Source organism: Phenylobacterium sp. (assembly GCF_022402485.1).
Lineage (GTDB): Bacteria > Pseudomonadota > Alphaproteobacteria > Caulobacterales > Caulobacteraceae > Phenylobacterium.
In genome coordinates, this window is sequence record NZ_JAKRSA010000025.1 from 72,440 (window position 1) to 99,161 (window position 26,722).

The window sequence follows — 26,722 nt, forward strand, 5'->3', positions numbered from 1 at the left end:
AAGACTCTCCGGAGACCGTTGGGGTACGGTCATGCCATCCCAGACATCAGGTCTGCGCACGGGCGGTGCGGCGGGCGCGATACACCCTTTCAGCATGGGGTTCAATCTCACGCCCCTGAGTGGCCTACACAGAACAGGCGGCTTGCCGGGGGGCCTGTCGATGTCCAACCTCAGACCAAAGCGGCGGCAATCCTGTCCTGACCGCCAAAGCCTGCCCAGCCTTGAGGAGCGCCTATGGTCCGCCGCCTTGCCCTGATCACCGGGGCGTCCGCCGGGATCGGAGCCGCCTTCGCCCACGCCCTGGCGGCAGGGGGCTACGACCTCGCCCTTACCGCTAGGCGTCTGGACCGCCTGGACACTCTGGCGGCAGAGCTCCGGTCCCGGCATGGGGTCGAGGTTCTGACCTTCGCCGCTGACCTGGCCAAGCCAGGTGCCCCGGCCGCCCTGGCTGAGGCCCTGAACGCCGCGGGCCGCCAGGTGGACATGCTGGTCAACAATGCCGGCTATGGCCTGCCTGGAACCTTTGCGACCACCCGCTGGGCCGATCAGGCCGATGTGCTGCAGGTGATGCTGACCGCGCCCTGTGACCTGACGCATCGGTTCCTGCCGGGCATGCTGGCGCGAGGCTATGGCCGCATCATCCACGTCGCCTCCCTGGCCGGTCTGACCCCAGGCGGGGCGGGTCACACCCTCTATGGGGCGGTCAAGAGCTTCCTGATCCGCTTTTCCCAGAGCCTGCACCTGGAATGCGCCGGCACAGGGGTTCATGTGAGCGCCCTGTGCCCCGGCCTGACCTGGTCGGAGTTCCATGATGTCAACGGGATGCGAGACCAGTTGAACCGGTCTACCCCGGCCTGGCTCTGGATGGACGCACCGGCCGTGGTGGCCGCGGGTCTGGCGGCGGTGGAGGAAAATCGGCCCGTCTGCATCCCCGGCAGGGTGAACAAGACCCTGGCCCTCTTGGTCCAGCTGCTGCCTGATCGTTGGATCATGGCGCTAACGGCGTCACAGGGCTGGCGCTTCCGCAAGCCCTGAGGGCATCTCACTCGGACACATAGGGCTTGGCGGCCTCATTGAGGATCACCCCGCTGGTGGCGTCGGCAATCCCCACCAGGATGAACTGAACTGCCATGGCGCAAAGGATCAGGCCCAGGACCCGGACGACGATGGTCATGCCGATCCGTCCGAGGATCTTGCTGATCACCGGTGCCGCCCAGAAGCAGAGCATGGTGACCAGAGAAATGGCCCCGATCACCCCCACCCCGATGGCCGCCCCGCTCAGACCATAGGCCTTGGCCTCGCTGGCATAGATGACCACCGAGGAGATCGCGCCTGGGCCGATCAGCAGGGGCATGGCGAAGGGCACGATCATCCGCTCGAACTTGCGCCCGGCCCGGCCCTTGGGATTCTCATCCCCCTCGGCCATGGCCGAGAAGGTGGCGGTGAAATCGTCCCGCGCCATTTCCAGGCCCAGCAGGAACAGGATGATGCCGCCGGCGATCCGAAAGGCCGGCAGGGAGATGCCAAAAAAGGCCAGCAGGGCCAGACCAGAGAAGTAGAAGAAGGTCAGGAAGCCCAGGATGAACAGGGCGATGTAGACCGCCACAAGCCGCGCATCGCGGCCCTTGCTGCCCTGGGTCGCAGCACCAAACAGGGGCACGTTCCCGATCGGATCGATCAGGGCGAACAGGGCGACGAAGAAGTTGACCGCGAACTCAGCCTGGCTCATGCCTCGCTCCCGCAGCGCATTGGGCAAAAATACGGGTATTTCGCCCCAAAACACGCCCTGAACTCTGCAATTTGGAGCATGATTCAGCGGCGGGGCGATTCCCTTTACCCGCCGTGCTCTAGCCCAAAAATGACGCGGCGCCGATCTTCCTGATGGGATCAGATCGACGCCAACCGCCCGGAGCCTGCCCCTTGAGCGCCCCTGCCTGTGATCTGCGACTGATCGTCCCTCTGGACCTGCCCGATACCGATCAGGCCCGCGCCATGGTCGACGCCATCGGCGGGGCGGTGAGCTTCTATAAGATCGGGCTGGAGCTGTTCGCCACAGACGGCATGGGTCTGGCGCGGGCGCTGAAGGACCAGGGCAAGCAGATTTTCCTCGACTGGAAGCTGCATGACATCGGCACAACCGTGCAGCGCTCGGCCGCCGTGCTGGCCGATTCCGGCTGTGACTTTCTGACCGTTCACGCCGAGCCTCAGGTCATGGCTGCGGCCGTCCGGGGACGGGGGCGCTCTGGGCTCAAGGTGCTGGCCGTCACCGTCCTCACCAGCCTGACCGACGCGGACCTTGCGGAGATGGGGTTCTCCGAGACCACCCGCAGCCTCGTGGAGCGGCGCATCCATCAGGCCGTCGCTGCCGGTTGTGACGGGGTTATCGCCAGCCCGCATGAGGCGGCCCTGGCCCGGGCCATTGGCGGGCCGGACTTTCTGGTGGTTACGCCGGGGGTTCGCCCCGACTGGGCAGCCAGGAACGATCAGGCCCGGGCAGCAACGCCCGCCGAGGCGCTCAGGGCCGGCGCCTCGCACATCGTCTGCGGCCGTCCGATCACCGGGGCCAATGACCCGGCGGCGGCGGCACAGCGGATTATCGCGGAAATGGCCGCCAGCTAGGTCCTGCGAGGGGGCGGCGATGGGGGCCTAGTGACCCTTGCCGCCTTTGCCCCCATGGCCGTGGCCCCCAGGACCGCGTCCGCCGTGGCCGCCCCAATGGCCGCCATAGCCCCCATGGCCGACCGAATAGCCGCCATGGATCGAGATGCGGGCGGATGCCACCGCCGAGGCATAGGCCTGAGCATAGGCCGTGGTGCCCGAGAAGGCCTCACCCGACCCGCCGGCCCCGACCACATAATAGCCGCCGCCGCCATAGCCATCCGACGGGATCGGCCCCACGCCGCCGGCACCAGAGAAGAAGCTGCCTGGCAGTGTCAGGCCCTCGGCACCCTGGCAGGGATTGAAGCACGGCGCGCAGCAGGGCCCAGAGGCCACAGGCCCATGGACCGGCGTCATGTTGATCGGCGGTGCAAAGCCCGGGGGGCCGTAGACCTGCGGATAGACCTGGGCCGGGGGATAGGGGCCATAGGCCGGGTTCTGTCCCCAGGCCGTCTGCACGTCGCTGAAGGGGGGAAAGGCCCCCGGCGCATAGCCCGCCGCAGAATAGCCGCTGGATCCATAGGGAACGAGCGCCGGCGCGCCGGGATCAAAGCTCACAGGGCCTTGGCCATAGACCGGCGCACAGGGGTAGACGACGTTGCAGGCGCTGGCGACGCCGCCACTGAGCAGGGTCAGGGCAAGGCCGACGGCCAGGGAAACGGGCCAGGGCGACATCGGGGGCTCCTGTCAAAAATCTTAACAGAAACCTAACACTAACCGGCGGCACGGCCAGCCGGTGCAAGCGCGAGGCGAGCGCGACGCCCCCTAGGCACGATTGACGGCAGCGCCGAAATGGGGGGCCGTTCCCCCCGATGGGCGGCGCATTTCGACCTCAAAAAGCCAGCGCGGCCACGGGGAAACAGGCCCTAGAAGTCTACGGCGATACCCTTGCGCTCCCAGTCCCCAAATCGGGTGGGCTCTGGGCCCTTGGGCCCTCCCTCCTCCGGGGCAGGCTGCAGGGCGGCTTCCGCCGAACGGCGGGCTTCGGCCTCTTCGAGGGCGCGGCGGGCGGCGGGGCTCAGGGGCTTATCGGGCGCCGCATTGGGGGGGAGGGTTTCGCTCATGGGCCTGATTTAGGACGCCGAGCCCCGCTTCGCCAGTCGCAGCCCGCCCTGGTGGCGACAGATCGCCGTGCTGACGAAAGGCACCCAGCCTGCGATCTTTCCTTGCCTGAGGGCTTTGGAGCGGGCACGTCGCAGCCGGTGAACGACGAAAATGATCTTGGCCTTCCCGCCCGGGCCGCCGCCCTGGACATCCTGACCGCCGCCCTGGCCCGCCGCACGGGGCTGGAGGAGGCGATCTCCACCAAGGCTTTCGGTGCCCTGTCGCCCCGCGACCGGGCCTTTGCCCGGGCCTTGGCCATGGCCACCCTGCGCCGGCTCGGCCCCATCGACCGGGCCCTGGACGCCAAGCTCGCCAAGCCCCCCCCGGAAGGTATCCGCCAGATCCTGCGAATCGGCGTCGCCCAGGCTTTCCTCCTGGAGACCCCGCCCCACGCCGCGGTGGCCACCAGTGTCGACCTCGCAGCCTCCCGCCGGGACACCGCGCCCTTCAAGGGCCTGGTCAATGCGGTCCTGCGCGGCCTGTTGCGGGAGCCGCCAAACCTGGACGACCCTGAGGCGCTCGCGCCACCCTGGCTGATGGCCCGCTGGCGCGCCGCCTTTGGCCCCGAGACCGCCCTGGAGATCGCCCAGGTGATCGCGCAGGAGCCGGCCACCGACCTGTCGGTCCGAGATCCCGCCACCAGAGAGGCCCTGGCCGCCGAACTGGAGGCCGAGATCCTGGACGGCGGCAGCCTGCGCACCGCCCGCCGGGGGGACCTGGCCACATGGCCCGGGTTCGAGGCCGGCGCCTGGTGGGTTCAGGACGCGTCTGCCGCCATCCCAGCCCGCCTCCTGGAGGCCGGCCCCGATCAGCAGGTCCTCGACCTCTGCGCGGCACCCGGCGGCAAGACCCTGCAACTGGCGGCCACCGGGGCCCGCGTAACGGCCCTGGACCGCTCGGCCGGCCGCCTCAAGCGCCTGGCGGCCAATCTGGAGCGCATGGGCCTGAAGGCCACCACCGTCACGGCCAATGCGGTGGACTGGACGGCACCCGACCTGTTTGACGCGGTCCTGCTGGACGCCCCCTGTTCTGCCACCGGCACCTTCCGCCGCCATCCCGATGTGCTTTGGGCCGCGCGGCCGGCGGATATCGCCAGTCTGGCCGAGACCCAGGCCCGGCTGCTGGACGCCACAGCCCTGCGGGTCGCTCCCCAGGGCCGGCTGATCTACTGCGTCTGCAGTCTGGAACCTGAGGAGGGCGAATCGCAGGTCGACGGCTTCCTGGCCCGTCACCCGAACTTCGCCCTGGAGCCCATTGTGGCAGGAGAAGGCGGCGCCCCGGCGCCTAGCGTGCGAGCAGACGGTACCTTGCGCATCCTGCCATTCCATAGCCCAGGGGGCACCGACGGCTTCTACATCGCTCGGTTTCTACGCCTGAGCTGAGCCCAGGCGACAAAGCCGGCGCGGCGGTCCTTGTAGCCCCCCCGCGGCTTGGGTTAAGTCCAGACGATGCCGCGCACACCCCTCATCGCCCCCTCGATCCTGGCCGCTGATTTCGCCCGCCTGGGCGAGGAGTGCCGGGCCATTGAAGCCGCCGGCGCCGACTGGGTGCATATCGATGTGATGGACGGCCACTTCGTGCCCAATATCACCATCGGGCCCGACGTGGTGAAGGCCCTGAAGCCCCACGTCGCCATCCCCTTTGACGTGCACCTGATGATCGCCCCGGCCGATCCCTATGTGGAGGCCTTCGCCAAGGCCGGCGCCGACCTGATCAGCGTCCATCCTGAGAGCGGGCCGCATCTGAGCCGCACCTTGCAGCTGATCCGCAGCCTGGGCTGCAAGGCCGGTGTGGTGTTCAACCCCTCCACCTCGCCCACGGTCATCGAGGCGATCATGGACCAGATCGACCTAGTTCTGGTGATGTCGGTCAATCCTGGCTTTGGCGGCCAGAAGTTCATGACCTCGCAATTGGCCAAGATCGCCCAGCTGCGCCAGATGATCGATGCCACAGGTCGGGACATCCACCTGGAGGTAGATGGCGGCGTGACGACGGAGACCGCCCCTCTCTGCCTTGAGGCCGGCGCCACGGCCTTGGTGGCCGGCACAGCGGTCTTCAAAGGCGGGCCTGAGACCTACGCCGCCAACATCACCGCCCTCCGGGGCGGGTGAGCGGGGCACCCGTGGCCGGACAGCCTTTCCTGGCGCCGGCGTTCAGACGCCTGCCCGGTCAGGTGGCCATCCTGGCCCTTGCCGTCGGCCTGCGCCGACAGGTCCGTCGGGAGTGGGCTGGATCGCCCTTGCACCGATGGATGCTGGCCAGCCCCAAGCCTGAGGGCCTGACGGGGGCCAGCCGCGACCCAAGGCCCGGCCGGGCCGAGAATGGCCGCCGCATCCAGCTCGGTGACTTTACCTTCGCTGGCGTGACCCTGCATGCAGGACCCAAGGGCGATCCCTGGGATCGCCCCAATCCCAGCCGGCGTTTCGCCGTCGCCCTGCACCGGTTTGACTGGATGCGCGACCTGCTCGCGGTTGGCGAAAGCGGCGCGGTGGAGGGCCTGCGCCTGACCCTGCTGTGGCGGCGGACGTTCGGGCGGTGGAACGGATTTTCCTGGGACCCCGAGGTTCTTGAGCGACGGGTGTTCAACCTGGCCTGCGCCGCACCCGCCATCTGCACCGGGGCCTCGGACGCTGAGAGCGCCCAGATCGCCCTCGATCTCGCCCGCCAGGCCCGACACCTGCTGGCGACGATCGATAGTCCGGCACGCGCCGCAGAGCGGGCCTGCGCTGCCGCCCTGGCCGGCGCCGTCCTGACCGGCGAGGCCGGGGACCGTCTGGCCGCCAAGGCTTTGGAGCGGCTGACCCAGGCCCTGGCCGAGACGGTTCAAGCCGACGGGGGGCACGCCTCCCGGTCCCCTCAGGCGGCGCTACATCTGCTGCTAGATCTGCAAACTCTGGACGAAGCGCTCGTCCAGCGCGGCATTGCGCCCCCTGATGAAATGATGCGGGCCATCGACCGCCTAGTAGGCGCGGTACGTTTCTTTACCCTGGGCGACGGAGCCCTGCCGGTATTTCAGGGCGGCGAGGCTCTGCGTCCGACGGTGGTGGGTGCCGCACGCGCCAGCGAGAACGATGCTGGCCGCACCCTGCCGGCCAGCCGCAACGGCTATCAGCGTCTGGAGAGCCGCAGCCTGCAGCTGCTGGCTGACGCATCGCCCCCTGCCACAGGGGCCTGGAGCGTCACCGCCTGTGCCCAGCCCCTGGCCCTTGAAGTGCTCATCTCAGGCCGTCGGGCCATCACCAACTGCGGCTGGTCCCCCGACGCCACAGGGCCCGAGGCCCTGCGCCTGGCCGACGCCGCCTCCACCGCTTCCTTAGGCGACCTGGCCTGTGGTGCCCCCGTGAGAGGCCTACAGGCCCGCGCCCTTGGGCCTCGGCTGATTGGTGCCGATGCACCGGTGAGCGCCAAGCGCCAGCAGGCCGAAGGTGCCCTTTGGCTGGAAATGTCCCACGATGGCTGGGTGCGCCGGTTTGGGCTGCGCCACGAGCGCCGACTCTATCTGGACCTGGCGGCCGACGAGCTGCGGGGGGAGGATCGGTTTTCCCCGGCGACAGAGGCCCCATCCGGCGAGGACCCCCGCCGGTTCATTCCCTTTGTCGTGCGCTTCCACATCCATCCCGACGCCAAGGCGTCCCTGGCCCGGGACGGCAAGAGCGTGCTGATCAAGCCCGACGGTGAGGAAACCGGCTGGTGGCTGCGCAATGACGCCATGGAGGTGGCCATCGAGGCCTCGGTGTTCTTCCAGGATGGTCAGGCCCGACGCACCAGCCAGGTGGTGTTGCGCGGACAGGTCCGCCAGGAAACCGGTGCCCGGCTGCGCTGGAAGCTGGCGGCCGCCGAACCCTGGCCACCGCCCCGCTAGATCTTGATCGGTTGAGGGGGGAGCCCCCACCGCATTGACAGCCGCCGCCGCCGGGGGCTAGAGCGCCCCTGTCCTGCGTGACTGGCGAAATTGAGGTGGGTGACCACCGGGGAGCCAGGACCTCATCTGCCGCTCGCCTGGGCACGCCTTGTCACCTTCCCGCCAGGAGACCGCCGTGCCCGCCGCCCCCGACTTTCCCCCTGCCCCCGACGCCGTCAAACCGGTCCGCGCCCTTCTGTCGGTGTCCGACAAGACCGGACTGGTCGAGGCCGCCCGGGCGCTTTCTGAGATGGGGGTGGAGCTGGTGTCCACCGGCGGCACCAAGGCGGCCATCGCGGCGGCGGGCCTGGCCGTGAAGGACGTGGCCGACCTGACGGGTTTCCCGGAGATGATGGACGGCCGGGTCAAGACCCTGCACCCGGTGGTGCATGGGGGCCTTCTGGGCGTCCGCGATGCTGAGCATCACGCCCAGGCCATGGCCGAGCACGGCATTGGCCCCATCGATATCGTCTATGTCACCCTCTATCCGTTCGAACAGACGGTGGCGGCAGGCGGCGATTTCGCCGCCTGTGTTGAGAACATTGATATCGGCGGGCCGGCCATGATCCGCTCGGCGGCCAAGAACCACGGCTATGTGGCGGTCTGCACCGAACGGACCGACCTGGAGGAGGTGATCGCGGCCTTGGAGGCCAGTGGCGCGACCTCGCTGGCCCTGCGCAAGTCCCTGGCCGCCCGGGCCTATGCTCGCACAGCCGCCTATGACGCGGCCATTTCCCAGTGGTTCGCCCTTGAACTCGCCGATCCCGCGCCCCGACGCCGGGCCTTCGCCGGGGAACTGGTCCAGACCATGCGCTATGGGGAGAACCCCCATCAGGCCGCAGCCTTTTACCGCGACGGCTCAGGCCGGCCGGGCGTGGCCAGCGCCACCCAGCTTCAGGGCAAGGCGCTGTCCTATAACAACATCGCCGACACCGACGCGGCCATCGAGCTGGTGGCCGAGTTCGACCCCGCCGCCAGCGCAGCGGTGACCATCATCAAACACGCCAATCCCTGCGGCGTGGCCCTGGGTGCCAACCTGGCTGAGGCCTACAGCCGCGCCCTGCAATGCGATCCGGTCTCGGCCTTTGGCGGGATCGTGGCGGTCAACCGCCGGCTGGACGCCGCAGCGGCCCGGGAAATCGTCAAGGTGTTCACCGAGGTGGTGGTGGCACCGGACGCCGATGAGGACGCCATCGCCGTCTTTAAGAAAAAAAAGGACCTGCGCCTCCTGATCACCGGGGCCTTGCCCGATCCGAAGGGGCCTGGGCTCACCTGGCGCCAGGTGGCCGGAGGCTTTCTGGTCCAGGGCCGCGACGTGGCCCACATCACCGCCGCCGATCTGAAGATCGTCACCCAGCGCCAGCCCACCGAAGCCGAGCTGCGCGACATGCTGTTTGCCTTCACCGTGGCCAAGCATGTGAAGTCCAACGCCATTGTCTATGCCCGGGACGGCCAGACCGCCGGCATTGGGGCGGGCCAGATGAACCGCAAGGATTCGGCCCGCATCGCCGCCGTCCGCGCGGCTGAGGCCGCCGAGGCCGCCGGGTTGCCGGAGTCCCTGGCCAAGGGTGCCGCCTGCGCCTCGGACGCCTTCTTCCCCTTCGCTGACGGCCTGCTGCAGGCCGCCGAGGCCGGGGCCACCGCCGTGATCCAGCCCGGCGGCTCCATCCGTGACGACGAGGTCATCGCCGCCGCTGACGCAGCAGGCCTCGCCATGGCCTTCACCGGCGTCCGGGTCTTCCGGCACTGAAGACCCACCGTTTGAGCCCCGCTCAACCCTCGGCGCGGACGGCCAGTTCGCGCAGGGCGCTGTGAGCAATGGTCAGCTTGGCGAAGGTCCAACCCCCGGAGGCGGCTTCGATTTCGGCCAAGGTTCGGCGCGCTGCGGTAACGGCATCTTCGGCCCGGACGGCCCAGGCCTTGATCGCGGCCTCCGCAGCCATGGCATCAGCCCCCGCGCCCGGGCCCTTGGCCCTGGCCATAACGCCTTTGGCGACGGCGGTCTGTTCGGTGAGCAGGTCCTCGATCAGCCGCCGAACGGCGGTGCGCTCGAAGATATCGCCGGCCGAATGCCCGCCAGCCGCCGCCCGTAGCCGGTCGAAGCCGAACACCTCGCCGACCTTGTGGTGCAGGCGCGCCACCGCCTCGATCGGCCAGCTGGACGCCTCCGCCAGGTCCGCGAGATCCGCCGCGATGGTCAGGGGCTGAAGCTCAACCACCGCCCGCGCCAGATCCTCTGGGGCACCGGCGGCCACCAGCCGTGTGGCCAGGGCGTCGAGGCCCGCCCGCTCCACCGGGGTCAGCACCTGTGGTGCCAGGGCCTTCAGCGCCCGGGCCGGCTTGGCGTAACGGTCGATCAGACCGCTGACCCCTTCACCCTGGCGTTGGGCGCGGCGGGCGAACCAGAAGGTCAGGCCGCGCAGCTGGCGGGCCAGTTGGCGCAGCAACAGCAACTGAGCCTGGGCCGGGATCTGGTTGTCGAGGGCCTCTACAGCTTCCCAGAGGGTGGTCAGATCCAAGACCGCACGGGCCGCCTCATAGCCCACGAAGAAAGCCCGGGCCTCGCAGCCGGCGGCCGCCATGAGGCGGCCAGGGAAACTCGGCCCACAGCGATTGACCACATCATTGGCCACCACCGTGGCGATGATCTCCCGGCGCAGGCGATGGCGGCGCATTTCGGGAGCAAACCGCATGAGGGGGCCGGGGAAATACCCCTCCAGCACCTGCTCAAACCAGGGGTCGTCGGGGACTTCGGTCTCGACCATGTCCCGGAACAGCTGGATCTTGCCGTAGGCCATGAGCACGGCCAGCTCAGGCCGGGTGAGGCCCAGACCCGCCTCAGCACGCTTGGCGAGGGCGAGGGCATCCGGCAGCCCCTCGACCACCCGGTCCAGGCGCCCGATGGACTCCAGGCGGACCATGAAGCGGGCATGGGGTTCCAGCTCCCCGACCGTATCCAGCTCCAGGAGGGACAGGGCCTGATTCTGATCGTAGTTGTGCGCCAGTACATGGTCGGCCACGTCGGTGATCATCGACCGCAACAACTTGTCCCGGTCGGGCCGCGTCAAGGCACCGGCCCGCTCAGCCATGCCGGTGAGGATCTTGATGTTCACTTCATGGTCGGAGGAATCCACCCCCGCCGAATTGTCGATGGCATCGTTGTTCACCCGACCACCGGCCTGGGCAAACGCAATCCGGGCAGCCTGGGTCAGGCCAAGATTGGCCCCCTCCCCCACCACGCGCACCCGAAGGTCCTGGGCGTTGACCCGCAGGGGATCGTTGGTCTTGTCGCCCACATCGGCGTGGCTTTCGGTGGCCGCCTTCACATAGGTGCCGATGCCGCCGAGATAGAGCAGTTCGGCCTTGGCCTTTAGGATGGCGCTGATCAGCTCCACCGGGGTCAGGGTCTCGGCGCTGAGCCCAAGCACAGCGCGCACCTCGGGGCTGAGGGGAATGGACTTCTGGCTGCGGGGGAAGACGCCGCCGCCTGCGGAGATTTTGCTCCGGTCATAATCGTCCCAGGACGAGCGCGGCAGGGCGAACAGCCGCTCGCGCTCGGCGAAGCTCGCGGCGGTGTCCGGGTCGGGGTCCAGGAAGATGTGCCGGTGGTCGAAGGCGGCCAGCAGGCGGATCTGCCGCGACAGCAGCATGCCGTTGCCAAACACGTCCCCGGACATGTCGCCCACGCCGACGACCGTGAAGGGCTCGGCCTGGATGTCCTTGCCGAGTTCCCGGAAGTGGCGCTTGACCGCCTCCCACGCCCCCCGGGCGGTAATGCCCATTTCCTTATGGTCATAACCGGCAGAGCCCCCCGAGGCGAAGGCGTCCCCCAGCCAGAACCCGTAGGACTCGGCCAGCCCGTTGGCGATGTCGGAAAAGGTGGCTGTGCCCTTGTCGGCGGCCACCACCAGATAGGGATCTTCCCCGTCGTGGGCGACCACGCCCTTGGGGGGGATCACCTGACCTTCCGGGGTCAGGTTGTCAGTGATGTCCAGGAGCCCCCGCAGGAAGGTCTTATAGGCTTCGACGCCCGCCGCGCGGACAGCCTCAGGGCTGCCCCCCACCGGCAGGGCCTTGGGATAGAAGCCGCCCTTGGCGCCGACCGGTACGATGACCGCGTTCTTGACCTGCTGGGCCTTGGCCAGGCCCAGCACCTCGGTGCGGAAATCGTCGCGGCGGTCAGACCAGCGCAGACCCCCACGGGCCACGGGGCCAAAGCGCAGGTGCACCCCCTCCACCGTGGTCGACCAGACATAGATCTCCCGATAGGGCTTGGGCGCGGGCAGATCCGCCAAGGTCTCGCTGGCCACCTTGAAGCTGATGAACGGCGACGGCGCCCCGTCAGGGCCGATCTGATAATAGTTGGTCCGCAGAATGGACTGCACGAGTAGGGCGATGCGGCGCAGAACCCGGTCATCGTCCAGGCTCTCGACCATCTGCAGGGCTTCGGTGATCTCCTCCATCACCGCCTCGGCCTGAACCTGCCGTTCGGCCAGGTCGGCCCGGACCGCCGGGTCAAAGCGGGTGCGGAACAGGTCAAGGATCAGCCGGGTGACGCCGGGCCTGCGGCTCAGGGCGTCTTCCTGCAGGCGTTGGGAGGGATCAAGGCCGGTCTGCTGACGATAGCGGGCCAATGCCCGGACCAGGGCCGCCTCCCGCCAGCCGATGGACAATTCCAGCACCAGGCGGTTGAAGCCGTCGTTTTCGGTCTGACCGGTCCAGACCGCAACAAAGGCCTGCTCGAAACAGGCCTTCACATCTTCGAACACCAGGTCGGCACCCCGGGGATCATCCAGCTCAAACTCGTGCACCCAGACGGGATCGACACCCAACCGGCGGATGGGAAAGCCCGCCTCGCCCATGGCCTTTAGGCCCATGCTCTCCAGGATCGGCAGCACATCGGCCAGGGGAGCAGGCTCTGCAGGCCGATAGAGCTTGAAACGGAAGTTGCGCTCAGTATCGCCTTCGCGGCGGAAGGCGCGGACCCGGACGGCTTCGCCCGGGGACAGGTCGTCGATCACCGCAGCATCCGCCAGGGCTTCGGCGGCATCATAGCGATCACGGTAGCCCGCCGAAAAGGCCCCGGAATAGCGGCCCAACAGGTCGCCCGTCACGGCGGCAGGTCGCTCCAGATTCCGGACGGCGGCCTCGAATCGATCTTCCCAGGTGCGGGACGCCTCGGCGATCTCAGCCTCAATAGCCGACAGATCCGGGGATCGCTTCTGGCCCGCCGAGAAGCCGATGATGAAGTGGACCCTGGCCAGGGGGGAGTCCGAGAAGCTCGGATAATAGGCCGAAACCCGCCCGCCATAGGCCTTGGCCAGCAGCTGGCCAGCCCGGACGCGCAGATCGGAGTCGTAGCGGTCCCGGGGCACGAACATCAGGATCGAGCAGAACCGGTCAAAGGGATCGCGGCGCTCGAACAGACGAACTCGGGGGCGATCATAGAGATGCAGAACCCCGAGCGCGTTGGTCAGCAGCTCGTCCTCTGTCATCTGGAACAATTCGTCGCGGGGATAGTTCTCGACGATGTTCTTCAGGCGCTTGGCGTTATGGCTGCCTGGGGCCTTGGCGGCCCGGGCCAGGGCGCTGGACGCCTTGGCGCGCACCAGGGGTACGGCACTGACCGGCTGGTCATAGGCGTCTGCGGTAAAGAGGCCGACGAACCGCACCTCGCCCGAGGGACGCCCGTCGGGGCCGTACCGGCGGACTCCCACATAGTCCATATAGCCCCGCCGGTGGACCCGGGAGCGCATATTGGCTTTGGCCACGGTGACTGCAGCATCATCCTCCAGCCGCCGCGCCAGCTGGGCGGTAAGCACGGCGGGTTCATTGGTCCGGCGCAGGACCCGCTGCTCGGGGTCGCGCAGCACGCCAAGGCCGTCCTGGGGCTGGAAGAGGGGCTCCTCAGGGGCATAATCGCCCCCAGCGATGCGGGGATACTCGTAGATCCGCGCGCCCAGGAACACGAAGTTCTCGGTATGCAGCCAGCGCAGAAAGGCCAGTTCCTCGGCCCGGCGCGGGGTGTGGGGTGCCAAGGCCTCAAGCTCCGCCAATGTGCGGCCCATGAGGTCGAGCATGGCCGGGAAATCGGCGACGGCGGCCCGGGCGTCGGCGAGGGTCTCCCGCAGACCGTTCAAGAGCTGATCTTCACGGTCGGGCCCGATCCGGTCGATGAAAACCTGGATCATCGATTCCCGTCGAAGGGCACCGTCCATGGCGCGCAGACCCTTGCTGTCGCGGGACACCTGCACCACCGGATGGAACATCGCCCGGACCTGAAAGCCCTGCTCGGCGATCTCCCCCATGACACTATCAACCAGGAAGGGGGCGTCTTCCTGGACGATTTCCAGCCGGTCGAGGTCAAGCCGAGGGGAAGACTCATCGGCCCGCTCGGCCCGTACCACCCGCAGGATCGGCGACAGACCTCGGCGCTTTTCGGCGAAGGTCCAGAAGCTGGCGAGGTTGGCCGCCAGATCGTCGAGGTCAAACTCTGGCAATTCGGCGGGTGCCACATCCTCGGCGGCCTGGGCGGCGAAGGCGTGCAGAGCCTGGTCTTTAGCCGGGCCGGGGCCAAGCCGCGCCAGAAGGCGGTCGGCCAGGGCCTGGCCCAGATCAGCCGCAGCAAAGGGATCTATGGCGCTCATGGCTGTCGTCCTTGCGCAAGTGCGACGGCGGAGGCCAGAACGCCGCCGGAGGAGAGAGTCCGGCGGCGCCTGGTTCCGACGGGGGGGACCGTCGGAACCCTTGGGGCTCGTCGCGTCGGCGACCCAGTTGGGGCGACGCTTTGAGGCCGGGGAGGGTTGACCCCCGACAGACCTTCAGATGGGTGTTGAGTCGTCAAAGGGAAGACCTGTGCTTCAATCATTCCGCGCCACCGGACGCGAGGCTCCGCCTGGCGGATGGGGCCTTCGGGCAGGACCCGGAACGCAAGGACAGGTGATTCTCCAACTGTCCTTCGACCCCAGGCGCACGTCAATCGGCTTGCACGGCGGCGCCGGTCTCCGGCCTGGTTCCGAGCAGATTTTTCCCCGACTCTCGACGCGCAAAGGTCGATCCTTGTCCACCCGGACGGGTAACGCCATGGCTGGCCGATCCAGGTTCGGCCAGCTAGCCTAAGCGCTAAAGTGAGCGGGGAGACGAAGATGGCGAGCACAGGGGCGGGCGGTGTTCTGGTGGGGCTGGGCGGGGGCGAAGTGCTGTCCCTTCGTCTGGACCGGGCAAACCGCCATGGGCTGGTGGCCGGGGCCACTGGCACCGGCAAGACCATCACCCTGCAGATCCTGGCCCAGGGCCTGTCCGATGCCGGGGTGCCCGTGTTTGCGGCTGATGTGAAAGGTGATCTGTCCGGGGTCGCCATGCCCGGGACCCCCAATGAAAAGCTCATGGCGCGCGCCGCCAAGATGGACCTGGTGCTTTCACCACAGGGGGCGCCGACGGTGTTCTGGGACCTGTTTGGCGAACAGGGCCATCCGATCCGCGCCACCGTGTCCGAAGTCGGACCTCTGCTGCTCTCGCGGATGCTGGAGCTGAACGATGTCCAGGAGGGCGTCCTCACGGTGGTCTTCCGGGTGGCCGATGAGGAAGGCCTGCTTTTGCTGGACCTCAAGGACCTGCAGGCGGTGCTGGGGTATGTGGGCGACAATGCCACCGAGATCAGCACACGCTACGGCGCTGTGGCCAAGCCGAGCCTTGCGGCCATCCGCCGCAAGTTGCTGGTGCTGGAGGACCAGGGAGGCAGCAGCTTCTTCGGCGAGCCGGCGCTGGCCCTGTCGGACCTGATGCGGGTGGACGGCTCAGGGCGGGGCCATGTGAACATCCTGGCCGCCGACCGGTTGATCAATTCACCCCGGCTTTACGCCACCTTCCTGCTTTGGCTTTTGTCGGAGCTGTTTGAGGAATTGCCCGAGGTGGGCGATCCGGAGAAGCCACGCCTGGCCTTCTTCTTCGATGAGGCGCACCTGCTGTTCCGGGACGCCCCAAAGGGGCTCCTGGAGAAGGTCGAGCAGGTGGTGCGGCTGATCCGCTCCAAGGGGGTGGGCGTCTATTTTGTCACCCAGAACCCCGCCGACATCCCCGACAGCGTGCTCGGCCAGCTGGGCAACCGCATCCAGCACGCCCTTCGCGCCTATACCCCGGCCGACCAGAAGGGCCTGCGGGCCGCAGCCCAGTCCTTCCGGGTCAATCCCGACTTCGATACTGCAGACGCGATCCAGGCCCTGGGCGTCGGGGAGGCCCTGGTTTCCCTGCTGGATGAAAAGGGTGCCCCTGGGGTGGTCCAGCAGACCCTGATCCGCCCCCCCGCCTCGAGGCTAGGACCCGCCACCGCAGCCGAGCGCACCGCCCTGATGGCCCAAAGTCCCGTGCGGGGGCTATATGACGAAACCCGCGACCGGGATTCCGCCCATGAGCGGTTGCAGGCCCGCGCGGAGCGCCAGGCGGCCGAGGCACCGCCGGTCAAGGCTGCGCCCGCGCCCCGGCAGCCCGCCCAGAGCAGCCGCAGCCGCAGTGGCGGACAGGGCCTAGGGGAAGCCTTCACCAAGTCTGTCCTGCGCACAGTCGGCAGTCAGATCGGACGGGAGATCGTCCGGGGCATGCTCGGCGGCCTGCGCCGGCGCTGAGGCCCCGGCCGCGACCAGGACCAGCCCTGGTCCCCGACCTCACCCCTCCTGGTCTGGATGGGGCGGGACGGGGATGGGCTGGTCCAGCGCTGATTAGCGCGGCGGCATGCGGATCGCGCCGTCGAGGCGGACGTGCTCGCCGTTGAAATAGCCGTTGCGGCACATTTCCACCGCCAGAGAGGCATACTCTTCGGCGTTGCCGAGACGCTTGGGGAAGGGCACCGAGGCGGCCAGGGCGGCCTTCACATTTTCCGGGGCGGCGTTCATCAGCGGGGTGTTGAAAATGCCCGGCAGGATGGTGTTCACCCGGATGCCGTCGTTCATCAGGTCCCGGGCGATGGGCAGGGTCATGCCCACCACGCCGCCCTTGGAGGCCGAATAGGCTGCCTGGCCCACCTGACCATCGACCGCGGCCACAGACGCCGTGTTGACGATCACGCCACGCTCGCCGTCTTCCAGAGGCTCCAGGGACAGCATGCCCTGGGCGGCCTTGGCCACGCAGCGGAAGGTGCCGACCAGGTTGATCTGGATGATCTTCTCGAAGATGGCGATGGGGTGGGACTTGGTCTCGCCAGTGGCCTTGTCGCGGCTGGCGGTCTTGGCGGCGAAGCCCGTACCGGCGCAATTGATCAGGATGCGCTCCTGGCCATGGGCAGCGCGGGCCGCTTCGAAGCCCGCCACGACAGTGGCGTCGTCGGTGACATCGACCTTGCAGAACACGCCGCCGACATCCTTGGCCACGGCTTCGCCCTTTTCGGCGTTCATGTCGAAGATGGCGACCTTCACCCCGTGAGCGGCGAGGGCGCGGACCGTGGCTTCGCCGAGGCCAGATGCGCCGCCGGTGACGACGGCGGCGACAGAGGAATCAAGTTTCATGGACGCTACGCCTCCTGATGCGTTTAATGATGCAACCTGAAACTGGCTTAACCCGATGACCGGCCGGACCAAAGCATCACCCCACGTCAAGACCGACGGATTTGATCCCACCGAGGCCCTGGACCCCAAGCGGGCCCTTGTTCCAGCCGTGGTCAAGGTCAATGAGGAGCGGGTTCGACGGGACTTCTGGCCCAAGATCGTCCGGACCGCGTCGAAAATCCCCTTTGCCTCAGACGCCATCGCCGTGTGGTTCTGCGCCCGGGACCCGGCCACCCCCAGCGCGGCCAAGGGCATGATGCTGGCCGGGCTGGCCTATTTCGTCATGCCCGCCGACGCGATCCCGGACATCCTGGCTGTGGTCGGTTTCACAGACGATGCTGCGGTGTTCGCCGCCATGCTGGCCCTGGTGGGACGCTATGTGAAACCCCGCCACAAGGCGCAGGCCCAGGCCTTTCTCGACCGGCAGGCCAAGGATGGCGAGGCGGCCTAGAGGTCTGCCGCCACCTTGACCCTGGCCTGGCGGGACATGTGCTGCTCGCGCCAGGTGATGAACAGGGTTGAGGCGACCACCACGCCAGCCCCGACCAGGGTCCAGACCGTGGGCAGTTCGTTGAAGAGGGCAAAGCCTGCGGCAGCGGCGAACACCAGGCGGATATAGTCGATCGGGGCCATGGCGCCGGCGTCGCCGATGGACATGCCCTTGATATAGAAGCCCTGGGTCAGGGTGCCGACCACCCCCATGACGCACAACAGGAACAGGTCGAAGGGCTCTGGCCAGCGCCAGACGAACAGCGCGCCTGGCAGGGCGAAGACCAGGCCAAGGGTCGCCGACCAGACCAGCAGCACCATGGGGGTGTGGTCCCGGGTCATCACCTTCATGCCCGTGATGGTGAGGGCGAAGAGAAAGGACGAGGCCAGCATGGCTGCAGCTGGCCAGCCGATGGCGAACTCCCCCCCAGCCCCAGGCCGGACCATGATCAGTACCCCGGCAAACCCCACCAGGGCCGCACCGATCCGCAGGGGCCCCACCGGCTCGCGCACAATGAAATAGGCCAGGGGCACCAGCCACAGGGTCCGGGTAAAGGACAGGGCGTTGGCGTCGGCCAGGGGCATTTCCTGGAAGGCGTAGAATGACAGGATCATCCCCAGCGTGCCCGCCGCCGAGCGGAACAAAAGGATGCCCGGCCGAGAGGTGGCAAAGGCCGCCCGGCGCCGGTGCAGGATGAAGGGGATCAGGATCACGAACCCCGCCACCTGCCGGTAGAAGGTCTGCAGGGCCGCCGGATAGTCGTCGCCAAGGAACTTGATCAGCGTCGTCATGACGGTGAAGCCCAGAGCCGAGGCCACCATCCAGAGCGCGCCATGGACATTGGGTGCCAGGATGGGGCGGGGCTCCGGGGTCAGGCTCACCGGTTGCCCTTAAGACGCCGTCGCTGGCGGAGCGAAAGGACTGTCCTCGCCGAACATCTGCGCAAAGGGCGAAGGTGACGTCGTATCCCAGCTATGGCGTCCGCCGACGGTGATGCCGCCGTCCACCACCATATGAATTCCAGACACGAAGGCCGAGGCGTCTGAGGCCAGATAGAGGGCGGCTTGGGCGATGTCGGCGGGAAGGCCCGCTTTGGGCACCGGTTGAACGCTGGCAGCCCCCTGCTCGACCCGGGCGGCCATCTGATCAGCCACCTCCCGGGGCAGGCCAAGGGAGGCACCGAAAATCGAGGTGGCGATCAGGCCCGGGCAGATGGCGTTGACCCGCACCTTCTGGCGCGACAGCTGGGCGGCGGCCACCCGGCTCATATGGATGACGCCGGCCTTGGCGGTGGAATAGGCGATGGGGCCAAAGCCCGCCTGCAGGCCGGCGATCGAGGCGGTATTGATGATTGAGCCCCCGCCCCGGGCGATCATCATCGGCGCAGCATGCTTCATGCCGAGCGCCGGACCGCGCACCAGAACCGAGAAGATCCAGTCCCAGCCTTCGGTAGTGACCTCGGTGATGGCCCCCATCCGGTCTGAGATACCCGCGTTGTTGAACAGAATGTCCAGGCCACCAAACGCGGTCTCGGCCAGCTTCAGGGCGGCGACGATGTCGGCCTCGGAGGTCACATCGCAATGGGCATAGCGAACCGCCTCGCCGAAGCGGGCCTCCAGCATGGCACCTTTCTCGTCCTGAATGTCGGCAGCCACCACCTGGGCGCCCTCGGCGATGAAAAGCTCCACCGTGCCCAGGCCGATGCCGGAGCATCCGCCAGTGATCACCGCAACCTTGCCCTCAAGACGACCAGCCATGACGCATCTCCCGTTTGGGCGCACGCACAGTCGGCGACGCCTCATCTATGTGATCGTCGATCACTAGATCGGTGCGGGCGGGAGGGGAAGATGCTTCCGCCCCCCGCCGCCGAGATCGGGGTCAGTCGATGGTGACAACCACCTTGCCCATCGCCTTGCGGCTGGCGAGATGGGCGATGGCGTCGGCGCCCTTCTCCAGGGGGAAGCGTTCGGAGACATGGGGCTTGATCTTGCCGGCCGCATAGAGGTCAAGCAGGTCCTTGACGCTCTGGGCAAAGGCCTCTGGCTCCCGGGCCGCCCAGGTGCCCCAGAACACGCCGACAATCTCGCAGCCCTTCAGCAGGGTAAGGTTCAGGGGGATCTTGGGGATTTCGCCAGCCGCAAAGCCGATCACCAGGTAGCGGCCCTCCCAGGCGATGGTGCGCAGGGCCGGCTCGGCATAGTCGCCGCCGACGGCGTCGTAGATCACGTCAAAGCCGTTCGGCCCGGCCTTGGACTTGAACAGCTCCGACAGCTGTTTCTGGCCGTCCCGGTCAAAAGGCCCGCGTCCATAGATCACGCCCTCGTCGGCCCCATGTTTGATGGCCAGATCAACCTTCTCCTGGCTCGAACAGGCGGCGACGACCCGCATGCCCATGGCCTTGCCCAGCTCCACTGCAGCAAGGCCGACGCCGCCGGCCGCACCGAGCACCAGCAGGCTATCGCCGGCCTTGACCCGACCCCGATCCTTCAGGGCGTGGAAGGAAGTGCCATAGGTCAGGATGAAAGCTGCGGCCTCGTCATGGGGCATGCTGTCGGGGATGTGCCAGAGGCGGTTGGCCGGCAGGGCGACTTCCTGCGCCATCCCGCCCCAGCCGGTATTGGCCAGGACGCGGTCGCCGACCTTCACATTGGTGACGCCTTCGCCGACGGCCTTGATGACGCCCGACAGTTCCCCACCCGGGGAAAAGGGCCGCGGCGGACGGGACTGATACTTGTCCTCGATCATCAGCACGTCGGGGAAGTTGACGCCCACGGCCTTGACCGCGATCAGCGCCTGGCCCGGGCCGGCGGTCGGAGCGGGAACATCCTCCAGCACCAGGGTCTCTGGCCCGCCCGTCACCTTGCTCAGCACAGCCTTCATGTCGTTCTCCCTGGTCCAGTTTCGCGTTTGGCGCGGACGCTAACCCAGCCCCTGCGACGGCGGAAGATCGAAGGCAAACATTTGTTTGACAGCGCCTGTCCCTGTCCCCCCAGACAAAGCCTGCGGGCGCGATTTGGAAGCCGGCCCGCCCTGGCCTATATAGGCCGATCCTTCAGTCCGTGAGTTCAGAGCCTTGGGCGTCACCCTCGACCTATCGCGCGCGGCCCGGCCCGCCGTGCCGACCTTGCCCAATCTCTCGGGGCTGACCCGGCCGCAGTTGGCTGCGGCTCTGGTGGAGGCCGGTGTCGTGCGGCCTGACAAGGCCAAGATGCGGGCCACCCAACTGTGGCGCTGGATCCATCACTATGGGCTCACCGACTTTGCCGCCATGACCGATGTGGCCAAGGAGACGAGAGCGGCTCTGGAGAGCGCCTTCACCCTGGCCCGGCCCGAAGTTGTCGAGCGACAGGTCTCCCGGGACGGTACCCGCAAGTGGCTGATCCGCATGGCTCCGGGCATCGAGGTGGAGACCGTCTATATCCCCGACGTCGGGCGCTCGGGGGCCCTGTGCGTCTCCAGCCAGGTGGGCTGCACGCTGAACTGCACCTTCTGCCATACGGGCACCCAGGCCCTGGTGCGCAACCTCACCGCGGCTGAGATCGTCGCCCAGGTGCAGGTGGCCCGAGACGACCTTGAGGAATGGCCAAGCCCCAAGGAGGACCGCCGGCTCTCCAACATCGTGTTCATGGGCATGGGTGAGCCGCTCTATAATCTCCCCCATGTGGCGGCGGCCATCGACATCATCGCCGACAATGAGGGCATCGCCATTTCCCGGCGGCGGATCACCGTGTCCACGTCCGGTGTTGTTCCTGAACTCGGCCCCCTGGGAAGCCAGACCCAGGCCATGCTGGCGATCTCCCTGCACGCCACCCATGATGAGCTCCGCGACGAGCTGGTGCCCCTGAACCGCAAGTATCCGCTGGCACAGCTGATGGCCGGCATCCGGGCCTATCCGGGCCTGTCCAACGCCCGGCGGGTGACGTTTGAGTACGTCATGCTCAAGGGGGTGAATGACAGCCCGGCCGAGGCCAAGGCGCTGCTCAACCTGATCAAGGGCATCCCGGCCAAGATCAATCTGATCCCGTTCAATCCCTGGCCGGGCTCTCCCTATGAATGCTCGGACTGGAAGACCATCGAGGCCTTCGCCGCCATCCTGAACCGGGCCGGTTACGCCTCTCCGATCCGCACCCCCCGGGGTCGGGACATCCTGGCCGCCTGCGGTCAGCTCAAGTCGGAGAGCGAAAAAATGCGGGCCAGCACCCGTCGGCGGCTGGACCAGGAGGCGCTCGCCCAGCAGGAGAAGGACGCACCTGCGGCCTGAACTGCTTGCCGAAGCCCGCGGACCTCGTGCTAACCATCACCCTCCTGACGCCGCCGAGGTGAGCCCCCCATGCCCCCCGACCTCCAGTCCCCGGAAATCCAGGCCTTCGCCATCGGCTTTCCCACCACCCTGCTGCACGCCGGCGTAGCCGTCCTGATCCTCTTTCTGGGGGCCGCCCTCTATGTGCTGCTGACCCCGCACAAGGAAGTCGCCCTGATCCGCGACGGCAATGCTGCGGCTGCGATCTCGCTGGGCGGGGTCCTGGTCGGCCTGGCCGCGCCCCTGGCCCTGTCCCTGAACTCCTCGACCTCCCTGGTGGAGATTGTCATCTGGGGGGTGTCGACCGTGATGGTGCAACTCCTCGTCTTCCGGCTCGTGGACCTTCTGCTGCGGGGCCTGCCCCAGCGCATCCAGGAGGGCGAGGTCGCCGCTGCGGCCCTGCTGGTGGGGGCCAAGCTGGCCACCGCCCTGATCCTCGCCGCCGCCGTGGCGCCCTGATCGCCTGATGCACTTTCCCCGACTTCCGGACTGGCTGGTCTACGCCGCCGTGGTCCTGGCCCTGCTGATCTCCGCGATCGGCCGCCAGGAAAACGCGGCTGCACCGCCGCCGCCGCCGCCGGTGCCGGGGGAAGAGGGCCTGCCGCTTGGACCAGCCTCCCCCTTCGACCCCGCCGTGGTGGTGGAGGTGCCGCAGACCGCCGAGCCGGGCGCCGGGACCGCCTTCGCCGTCTCTGACGACGGGGTCTGGATGACCGCCCGCCATGTGGTGGAAGGGTGCAGCCACGCCGCCATCATGGTCGCTGATGGCCGGGGCGTGGACGCCGAAGTCTTCATCGACCCCCGGGGAGAGGCCGCTATCCTGATCACCGAAGGCGGCGCACCGGCCCTGCCGCTTGGCCTGGACCGTACCCTGCGCCGCGGGGACCGGGCCTATCATCCAGGCTATCCGCAGGGACGGGCTGGGGAGGCCACCTCTCGACTGCTCGGGCGTGAAAACCTGGTGGTGCGCGGCCGTGGGGAGCGGACGGAATCGGTGCTGGTCTGGGCTGAAACCGGGCGCACCGATGGCCTGACCGGCACCCTGGCCGGGCTCTCAGGGGCCCCGGCCCTGGACAGCGGCGGGCGGGTCATCGGGGTGACTGTCGCCGAGGCCCCCCGCCGGGGCCGGATTTACACCACATCTCCGGAGACCGTGCTGACCGCCCTGAACGCCTCAGGCCGCAACGCCGCCAGCTTCGCTGTCGGCGAGCCGGTGACGCCGGAAAACTATGGCCGCGTCGCCGACAATCTGCGGCGAGACCTCAGGGTCGCACAGGTGATCTGCATTGCACCGGGACAGGCCGGAGCCCCCGGCCGCCCGGGGCCTGCAACCCCCGCCCCCATGCCGACCCCGGAAGCCGCGCCCAAGGGGGCCGCCTCGGGCACGGCGGCTCAGGGAGCCGGCGAGGCTGGCGGGGCCTCAGAGGACTGAGTCGCCTGAGTCGGACGCTGCCGGGCGGCGACCATGAAGGCCAGGACAATGCCGACCACCCCGATCAGGGCCGAGTAGAAGAAGAACAAGAGATAGCCCGTGCCCAGGGCGGCGGGGCTGACCCCGGACTTTTCCACAGCGCCCGCATAGGCTTCGGGGGGCAGGCCGGCGAAGAGCCCCTTAAGGGCCCCCAGGACACCGCCGGTCTCCGCGGCTGCGGCTGTACTCTCCACAATGCGTCCGGACTGGGAGGCCAGCAGCTTCCCGGGCAGGGAATAGAAAGATGAGAACACCGCATACTGGGTTGCGGTGAACCCGTAGCCAGTGAGGCTGGACATATAGGCGATCAGACAGGTGCCCGCGAAGCCGCCCGCCACATTGTCCACCCCGATGGCCACGAACAGGGCCGGCAAGGAGGCTCCCTCCAGGGCGAGCCAGGCGAACACCAGATTGCTCAACGGACCAGCGAAAGCGCCGATCAGTAGAGCCCCAATGAGACCAAAGCGGGCCACCGCCAGACCGCCGAGAAAGACCCCCAGCATGGACATGGCCACCCCAAAGACCTTCCGGACCTCGGCGATCTCCACCAGGGTAAAGCCCAGATCGAGGTAGAACGGGGTCATGATGTTGAGGACGAAGTCTGCCAGCCGATAAAGGCAGATCAGGGCCAGGATCAGGGCTGCGGTCCCCCGGTAACGATCGAAGAAGTCGATAAACGGATCAAACAGCGCCGCCGAGAGATAGACCCCAGGCCGGGTGCGGAAGCCCGGGATGGGAAAGGCCGCCAGGACAATCAGTCCGCCCCCCGCCAGGACCGCGCCGACCTGCAGGAAAACCCCCCAGGGACGGCTGGTCCAGGCCGCCGACAACCCCTCAGCCGCCGCCGACTGGCCAAGGGCGTTCAGACCCTGAGCCAGGATATCGGCCGAGCCGGCCAGCCCTGAGCCCAGCACCATGGCACCAGCCCCCACCAGGGCCAGACGGGCCACCCATTCTGGAAGCTCATAGCCCGGGCGGGAGGGCACCCCCTCCAGATTGATCGGCCGCACCACATGCTGAGCCTCCCGGGGGGCACCCAACACCCCAGCCACCCCGATCAGCATCAGGGCCGCCATGACCATGTAGGAGACGTTCCAGCTGTACTGCTGAGCCAGGATCAAGGGGACGGCACCGGCGACGATGATGGCGATGCGGTAGCCCCACTGATAGGCCGCCGCCAGGGCACCTTGGCGGGTCTCGCCGGCCGCTTCGATCCGCCAGGCGTCAATGACGATGTCCTGGGTCGCGCCGGCAAACGCCACCAGCACCGCCAACAGGGCCATCATGCCGAGGTTGCGCACTGGGTCGCCCCCGGCCACCAGCCACAGGCCGATCATCACGGCGGCCTGAGCCACCAGCATCCACGACCTTCGATGACCCAGACGGTTGGTGAGCCAGGGAATCTTCGTCCGGTCCACCAGGGGTGCCCAGAGCAGTTTCATGGAATAGGCCAGGGTCGCCAGGGAGAAGACGCTGATCACCTGCAAGGACAGACCCGATTCCCGCAGCCAGGCCGACAGGGTGTCAAAGATCAGCAGGTTGGGCAGGCCCGAGGCGAAGCCCAGGGCAAGCATGATCAGGGCCCGGCGCTCCCCATAGACGGTCAAAGCAGACCACAGGCTGGGTTTCGCCCCGGGCGCCTGGCCGGTGTCTTGGGTGTTCATGGCGTCTCCCCCGAGGCGGGACGCCCCGCCAGACTCAGCCGAACTTGGCCCGCTCAGAGGCTCCCGTCCAGACCGGCTGGTCCACGGGGCGTCGCGCCCATCGGGAAAGGGCACCTCGCAAGGCTTCGACGGCCAGCGGCTTGACCAGGAAGTCGTTCATCCCCGCCGCCATGCAGGCTTCTCGATCTTCCTGGAAGGCATTTGCCGTCAGGGCCACCACCGGGGTCTCCACGCCGGCGATACGCAGCCGCTTGGTGGTCTCTTCGCCGGTGATATCGGGCAAGCGCATATCCATCAGCACCAGATCGTAGGACCCGACCTGCAGGGCGGCCAGGACCTCCTGGCCGGTCAGGGCATGATCGACCGTGCAACCCTCCCGGGTCAGCAGGGTCCGGGCCAGCAGGGCGTTGACCGGATTATCCTCTACCAAGAGCACCCTGGCGCCCGGTGCCGCAGCCGGCGCGACCCGGTCATCGTCGGGCGCCTGGGTCTGGTCAGTAGCACTCTGCAGGGCCGCCAGCACCCGCTCCGCCAAGGAGGCTCTCCGGAGAGGCTTGATCAGGTAACCGCAGAATCCCGAGGCCCGATAGCGGGCGATCCGGTCTCGCTCCTCGGGTGCCAGCAGGATCAGGGCCGGCCGGTCAAAGGGCCGGCGGACCTTGCGGCCCCCCTGGCTGAGTGCATGGTCGAGCAGCAGCACATCCTGAGGCCCGGTCAAGGGCAGGAGGGCCTCGACCTGGGCGGCGACCACCGCCTCCCCACCACAGGCCTGGATCTGCAGGCGGGCCGCCTCCCGGACCACAGGATTGGGCGAGGCAATCCCGACCCGCAGGCCCTTCAACGAACCGGAAGGGACATTGGTCACGGCCGCCGCCGTTTCAAAGGGCGCCTCGAACCAGAAGACGGCACCTCCCTCGCGGGCCGCCTCGACACCCACGTCGCCGCCCATGGCCAGGGCCAGGCGCCTGGCGATGGCTAGGCCCAGGCCAGATCCCGTAGCCTGGTGGCTGGGATCAGATTGGGCGAAGGCCTCGAAGATCAACTCCTGGGCCGACTTACTGACACCAGGGCCGGTGTCGGCGACGGTAAAGCGCCACCGGCCGGGCCCCGCAGGACATGCGCCCAGAAGCACGCCGCCCTTGGCCGTGAATTTTACCGCATTGCCCGCGAAATTGAGCAGAATCTGCCGGAGACGGCTTTCGTCAGCCATCAGGACCACGGCGGCGTCGGGGCAAGCCCAGGCGATCTCCAGGCCCTTTTCATGGGCCCGGGGGCTGAGAAGTTCGCACACCGCCCGCAGCAGATCCTCCACCGGGACTGGGGCCAGCCGCAGTTCAACCTTGCCAGCGCCAAGGCGGGCATAGTCCAGGAGTTCATTGACCAGACCCAACAGGTGCTCGCCAGAGTCGCGCATGGCGCTGACATAGGCCCGCTGTTCGGCGCTGAGCCTGGTGCTCTCCAGGAGTCTCGCCATACCTAGCACGCCGCTGAGCGGAGTTCGGAACTCGTGGCTCAGGGCCGCAAGCTGTCCGGTGCTGATCCGTTCTTCCGGGCCGTCCGGCCCTGCAATGTCATCGGCTGAAATTCCCATGCAGGAA

Annotated in this window: 20 protein-coding genes, 1 pseudogene and 1 riboswitch; of the genes and pseudogenes, 11 read left to right on the forward strand and 10 right to left on the reverse strand. The window is 67.9% G+C overall.

Going from position 1 to position 26,722, the window contains the following annotated elements:
• Window positions 1-234 precede the first annotated feature (234 nt).
• On the forward strand, window positions 235-1,035 hold the full coding sequence (locus MH112_RS10315) for an SDR family NAD(P)-dependent oxidoreductase (RefSeq protein ID WP_296567381.1): 801 nt from the start codon (window positions 235-237) through the stop codon (window positions 1,033-1,035).
• Window positions 1,036-1,042: 7 nt separating this feature from the next.
• Here MH112_RS10315 and MH112_RS10320 read toward each other — a convergent pair whose 3' ends face one another.
• Window positions 1,043-1,729, reverse strand: a complete 687-nt coding sequence (locus MH112_RS10320; RefSeq protein WP_296567383.1) for a MarC family protein — start codon at window positions 1,727-1,729, stop codon at window positions 1,043-1,045.
• 191 nt (window positions 1,730-1,920) lie between these two features.
• Between MH112_RS10320 and pyrF the strand changes: the two genes are divergently transcribed.
• Window positions 1,921-2,619, forward strand: coding sequence for an orotidine-5'-phosphate decarboxylase (gene pyrF / locus MH112_RS10325; RefSeq protein ID WP_296567385.1), 699 nt, complete (start codon window positions 1,921-1,923; stop codon window positions 2,617-2,619).
• Window positions 2,620-2,646: 27 nt separating this feature from the next.
• Here the strand turns inward: pyrF and MH112_RS10330 are convergent, their stop codons facing one another.
• Both MH112_RS10330 and MH112_RS10335 read right to left on the reverse strand, forming a co-directional pair.
• The gene (locus MH112_RS10330) at window positions 2,647-3,333 is read right to left on the reverse strand and encodes a hypothetical protein (protein WP_296567388.1); all 687 of its coding nucleotides are present in this window, start codon (window positions 3,331-3,333) and stop codon (window positions 2,647-2,649) included.
• A 191-nt stretch (window positions 3,334-3,524) separates the two neighbouring features.
• Window positions 3,525-3,722 carry a DUF1674 domain-containing protein gene (locus MH112_RS10335; protein ID WP_296567392.1) on the reverse strand — a complete coding sequence of 66 codons (198 nt, stop codon included), beginning with the start codon at window positions 3,720-3,722 and terminating at the stop codon, window positions 3,525-3,527.
• Between the two features lie 138 nt (window positions 3,723-3,860).
• Here MH112_RS10335 and MH112_RS10340 point away from each other — a divergent pair, with 138 nt between their 5' ends.
• The 4 genes from MH112_RS10340 (at window position 3,861) to purH (ending at window position 9,413) form a co-directional block, all read left to right on the forward strand.
• Window positions 3,861-5,144 carry an RsmB/NOP family class I SAM-dependent RNA methyltransferase gene (locus MH112_RS10340; protein WP_296567394.1) on the forward strand — a complete coding sequence of 428 codons (1,284 nt, stop codon included), beginning with the start codon at window positions 3,861-3,863 and terminating at the stop codon, window positions 5,142-5,144.
• 66 nt (window positions 5,145-5,210) lie between these two features.
• The gene (rpe, locus tag MH112_RS10345) at window positions 5,211-5,873 is read left to right on the forward strand and encodes a ribulose-phosphate 3-epimerase (RefSeq protein ID WP_296567397.1); all 663 of its coding nucleotides are present in this window, start codon (window positions 5,211-5,213) and stop codon (window positions 5,871-5,873) included.
• A gap of 11 nt (window positions 5,874-5,884) precedes the next feature.
• Complete coding sequence (locus MH112_RS10350) at window positions 5,885-7,624, forward strand: heparinase II/III family protein (RefSeq protein ID WP_296567399.1); 1,740 nt, start codon at window positions 5,885-5,887, stop codon at window positions 7,622-7,624.
• Between the two features lie 67 nt (window positions 7,625-7,691).
• Window positions 7,692-7,774, forward strand: a riboswitch (ZMP/ZTP riboswitch).
• A 25-nt stretch (window positions 7,775-7,799) separates the two neighbouring features.
• Window positions 7,800-9,413 (forward strand): bifunctional phosphoribosylaminoimidazolecarboxamide formyltransferase/IMP cyclohydrolase, encoded by a 1,614-nt coding sequence (gene purH, locus MH112_RS10355; RefSeq protein WP_296567402.1) that lies wholly within the window; start codon window positions 7,800-7,802, stop codon window positions 9,411-9,413.
• A 22-nt stretch (window positions 9,414-9,435) separates the two neighbouring features.
• On the opposite strand, the gene MH112_RS10360 is transcribed toward purH, so the two are convergent.
• Window positions 9,436-14,310 (reverse strand): NAD-glutamate dehydrogenase, encoded by a 4,875-nt coding sequence (locus MH112_RS10360; protein WP_296567404.1) that lies wholly within the window; start codon window positions 14,308-14,310, stop codon window positions 9,436-9,438.
• 498 nt (window positions 14,311-14,808) lie between these two features.
• On the opposite strand from MH112_RS10360, the gene MH112_RS10365 reads away from it, so the two are divergent.
• Complete coding sequence (locus tag MH112_RS10365; protein ID WP_296567407.1) at window positions 14,809-16,284, forward strand: helicase HerA-like domain-containing protein; 1,476 nt, start codon at window positions 14,809-14,811, stop codon at window positions 16,282-16,284.
• 93 nt (window positions 16,285-16,377) lie between these two features.
• Here the strand turns inward: MH112_RS10365 and MH112_RS10370 are convergent, their stop codons facing one another.
• Window positions 16,378-17,160 (reverse strand): SDR family NAD(P)-dependent oxidoreductase, encoded by a 783-nt coding sequence (locus tag MH112_RS10370; protein ID WP_296567410.1) that lies wholly within the window; start codon window positions 17,158-17,160, stop codon window positions 16,378-16,380.
• Window positions 17,161-17,215: 55 nt separating this feature from the next.
• On the opposite strand from MH112_RS10370, the gene MH112_RS10375 reads away from it, so the two are divergent.
• On the forward strand, window positions 17,216-17,650 hold the full coding sequence (locus MH112_RS10375; protein ID WP_296567414.1) for a YkvA family protein: 435 nt from the start codon (window positions 17,216-17,218) through the stop codon (window positions 17,648-17,650).
• Here MH112_RS10375 and MH112_RS10380 read toward each other — a convergent pair.
• The 3 genes from MH112_RS10380 to MH112_RS10390 form a co-directional block, all read right to left on the reverse strand.
• Complete coding sequence (locus MH112_RS10380; protein ID WP_296567570.1) at window positions 17,647-18,510, reverse strand: DMT family transporter; 864 nt, start codon at window positions 18,508-18,510, stop codon at window positions 17,647-17,649. The genes MH112_RS10375 and MH112_RS10380 overlap by 4 nt on opposite strands.
• Before the next feature lie 69 nt (window positions 18,511-18,579).
• Window positions 18,580-19,446 (reverse strand): SDR family oxidoreductase, encoded by an 867-nt coding sequence (locus MH112_RS10385; RefSeq protein WP_296567417.1) that lies wholly within the window; start codon window positions 19,444-19,446, stop codon window positions 18,580-18,582.
• Between the two features lie 121 nt (window positions 19,447-19,567).
• Complete coding sequence (locus MH112_RS10390) at window positions 19,568-20,569, reverse strand: NADPH:quinone oxidoreductase family protein (protein ID WP_296567420.1); 1,002 nt, start codon at window positions 20,567-20,569, stop codon at window positions 19,568-19,570.
• A gap of 193 nt (window positions 20,570-20,762) precedes the next feature.
• Between MH112_RS10390 and rlmN the strand changes: the two genes are divergently transcribed.
• The 3 genes and pseudogenes from rlmN to MH112_RS10405 form a co-directional block, all read left to right on the forward strand.
• Entirely contained in the window at window positions 20,763-21,950 is a 1,188-nt protein-coding gene (gene rlmN / locus MH112_RS10395) for a 23S rRNA (adenine(2503)-C(2))-methyltransferase RlmN (RefSeq protein WP_296567421.1), read from the forward strand.
• A gap of 69 nt (window positions 21,951-22,019) precedes the next feature.
• On the forward strand, window positions 22,020-22,448 hold the full coding sequence (locus tag MH112_RS10400) for a DUF350 domain-containing protein (protein ID WP_296567424.1): 429 nt from the start codon (window positions 22,020-22,022) through the stop codon (window positions 22,446-22,448).
• Between the two features lie 7 nt (window positions 22,449-22,455).
• Window positions 22,456-23,280: pseudogene (locus MH112_RS10405) on the forward strand (serine protease); the annotation flags it as partial.
• A 101-nt stretch (window positions 23,281-23,381) separates the two neighbouring features.
• Here MH112_RS10405 and MH112_RS10410 read toward each other — a convergent pair.
• Complete coding sequence (locus MH112_RS10410) at window positions 23,382-25,124, reverse strand: MFS transporter (protein WP_296567427.1); 1,743 nt, start codon at window positions 25,122-25,124, stop codon at window positions 23,382-23,384.
• A 34-nt stretch (window positions 25,125-25,158) separates the two neighbouring features.
• Entirely contained in the window at window positions 25,159-26,715 is a 1,557-nt protein-coding gene (locus MH112_RS10415) for a response regulator (RefSeq protein ID WP_296567432.1), read from the reverse strand.
• Window positions 26,716-26,722: the final 7 nt, after the last annotated feature.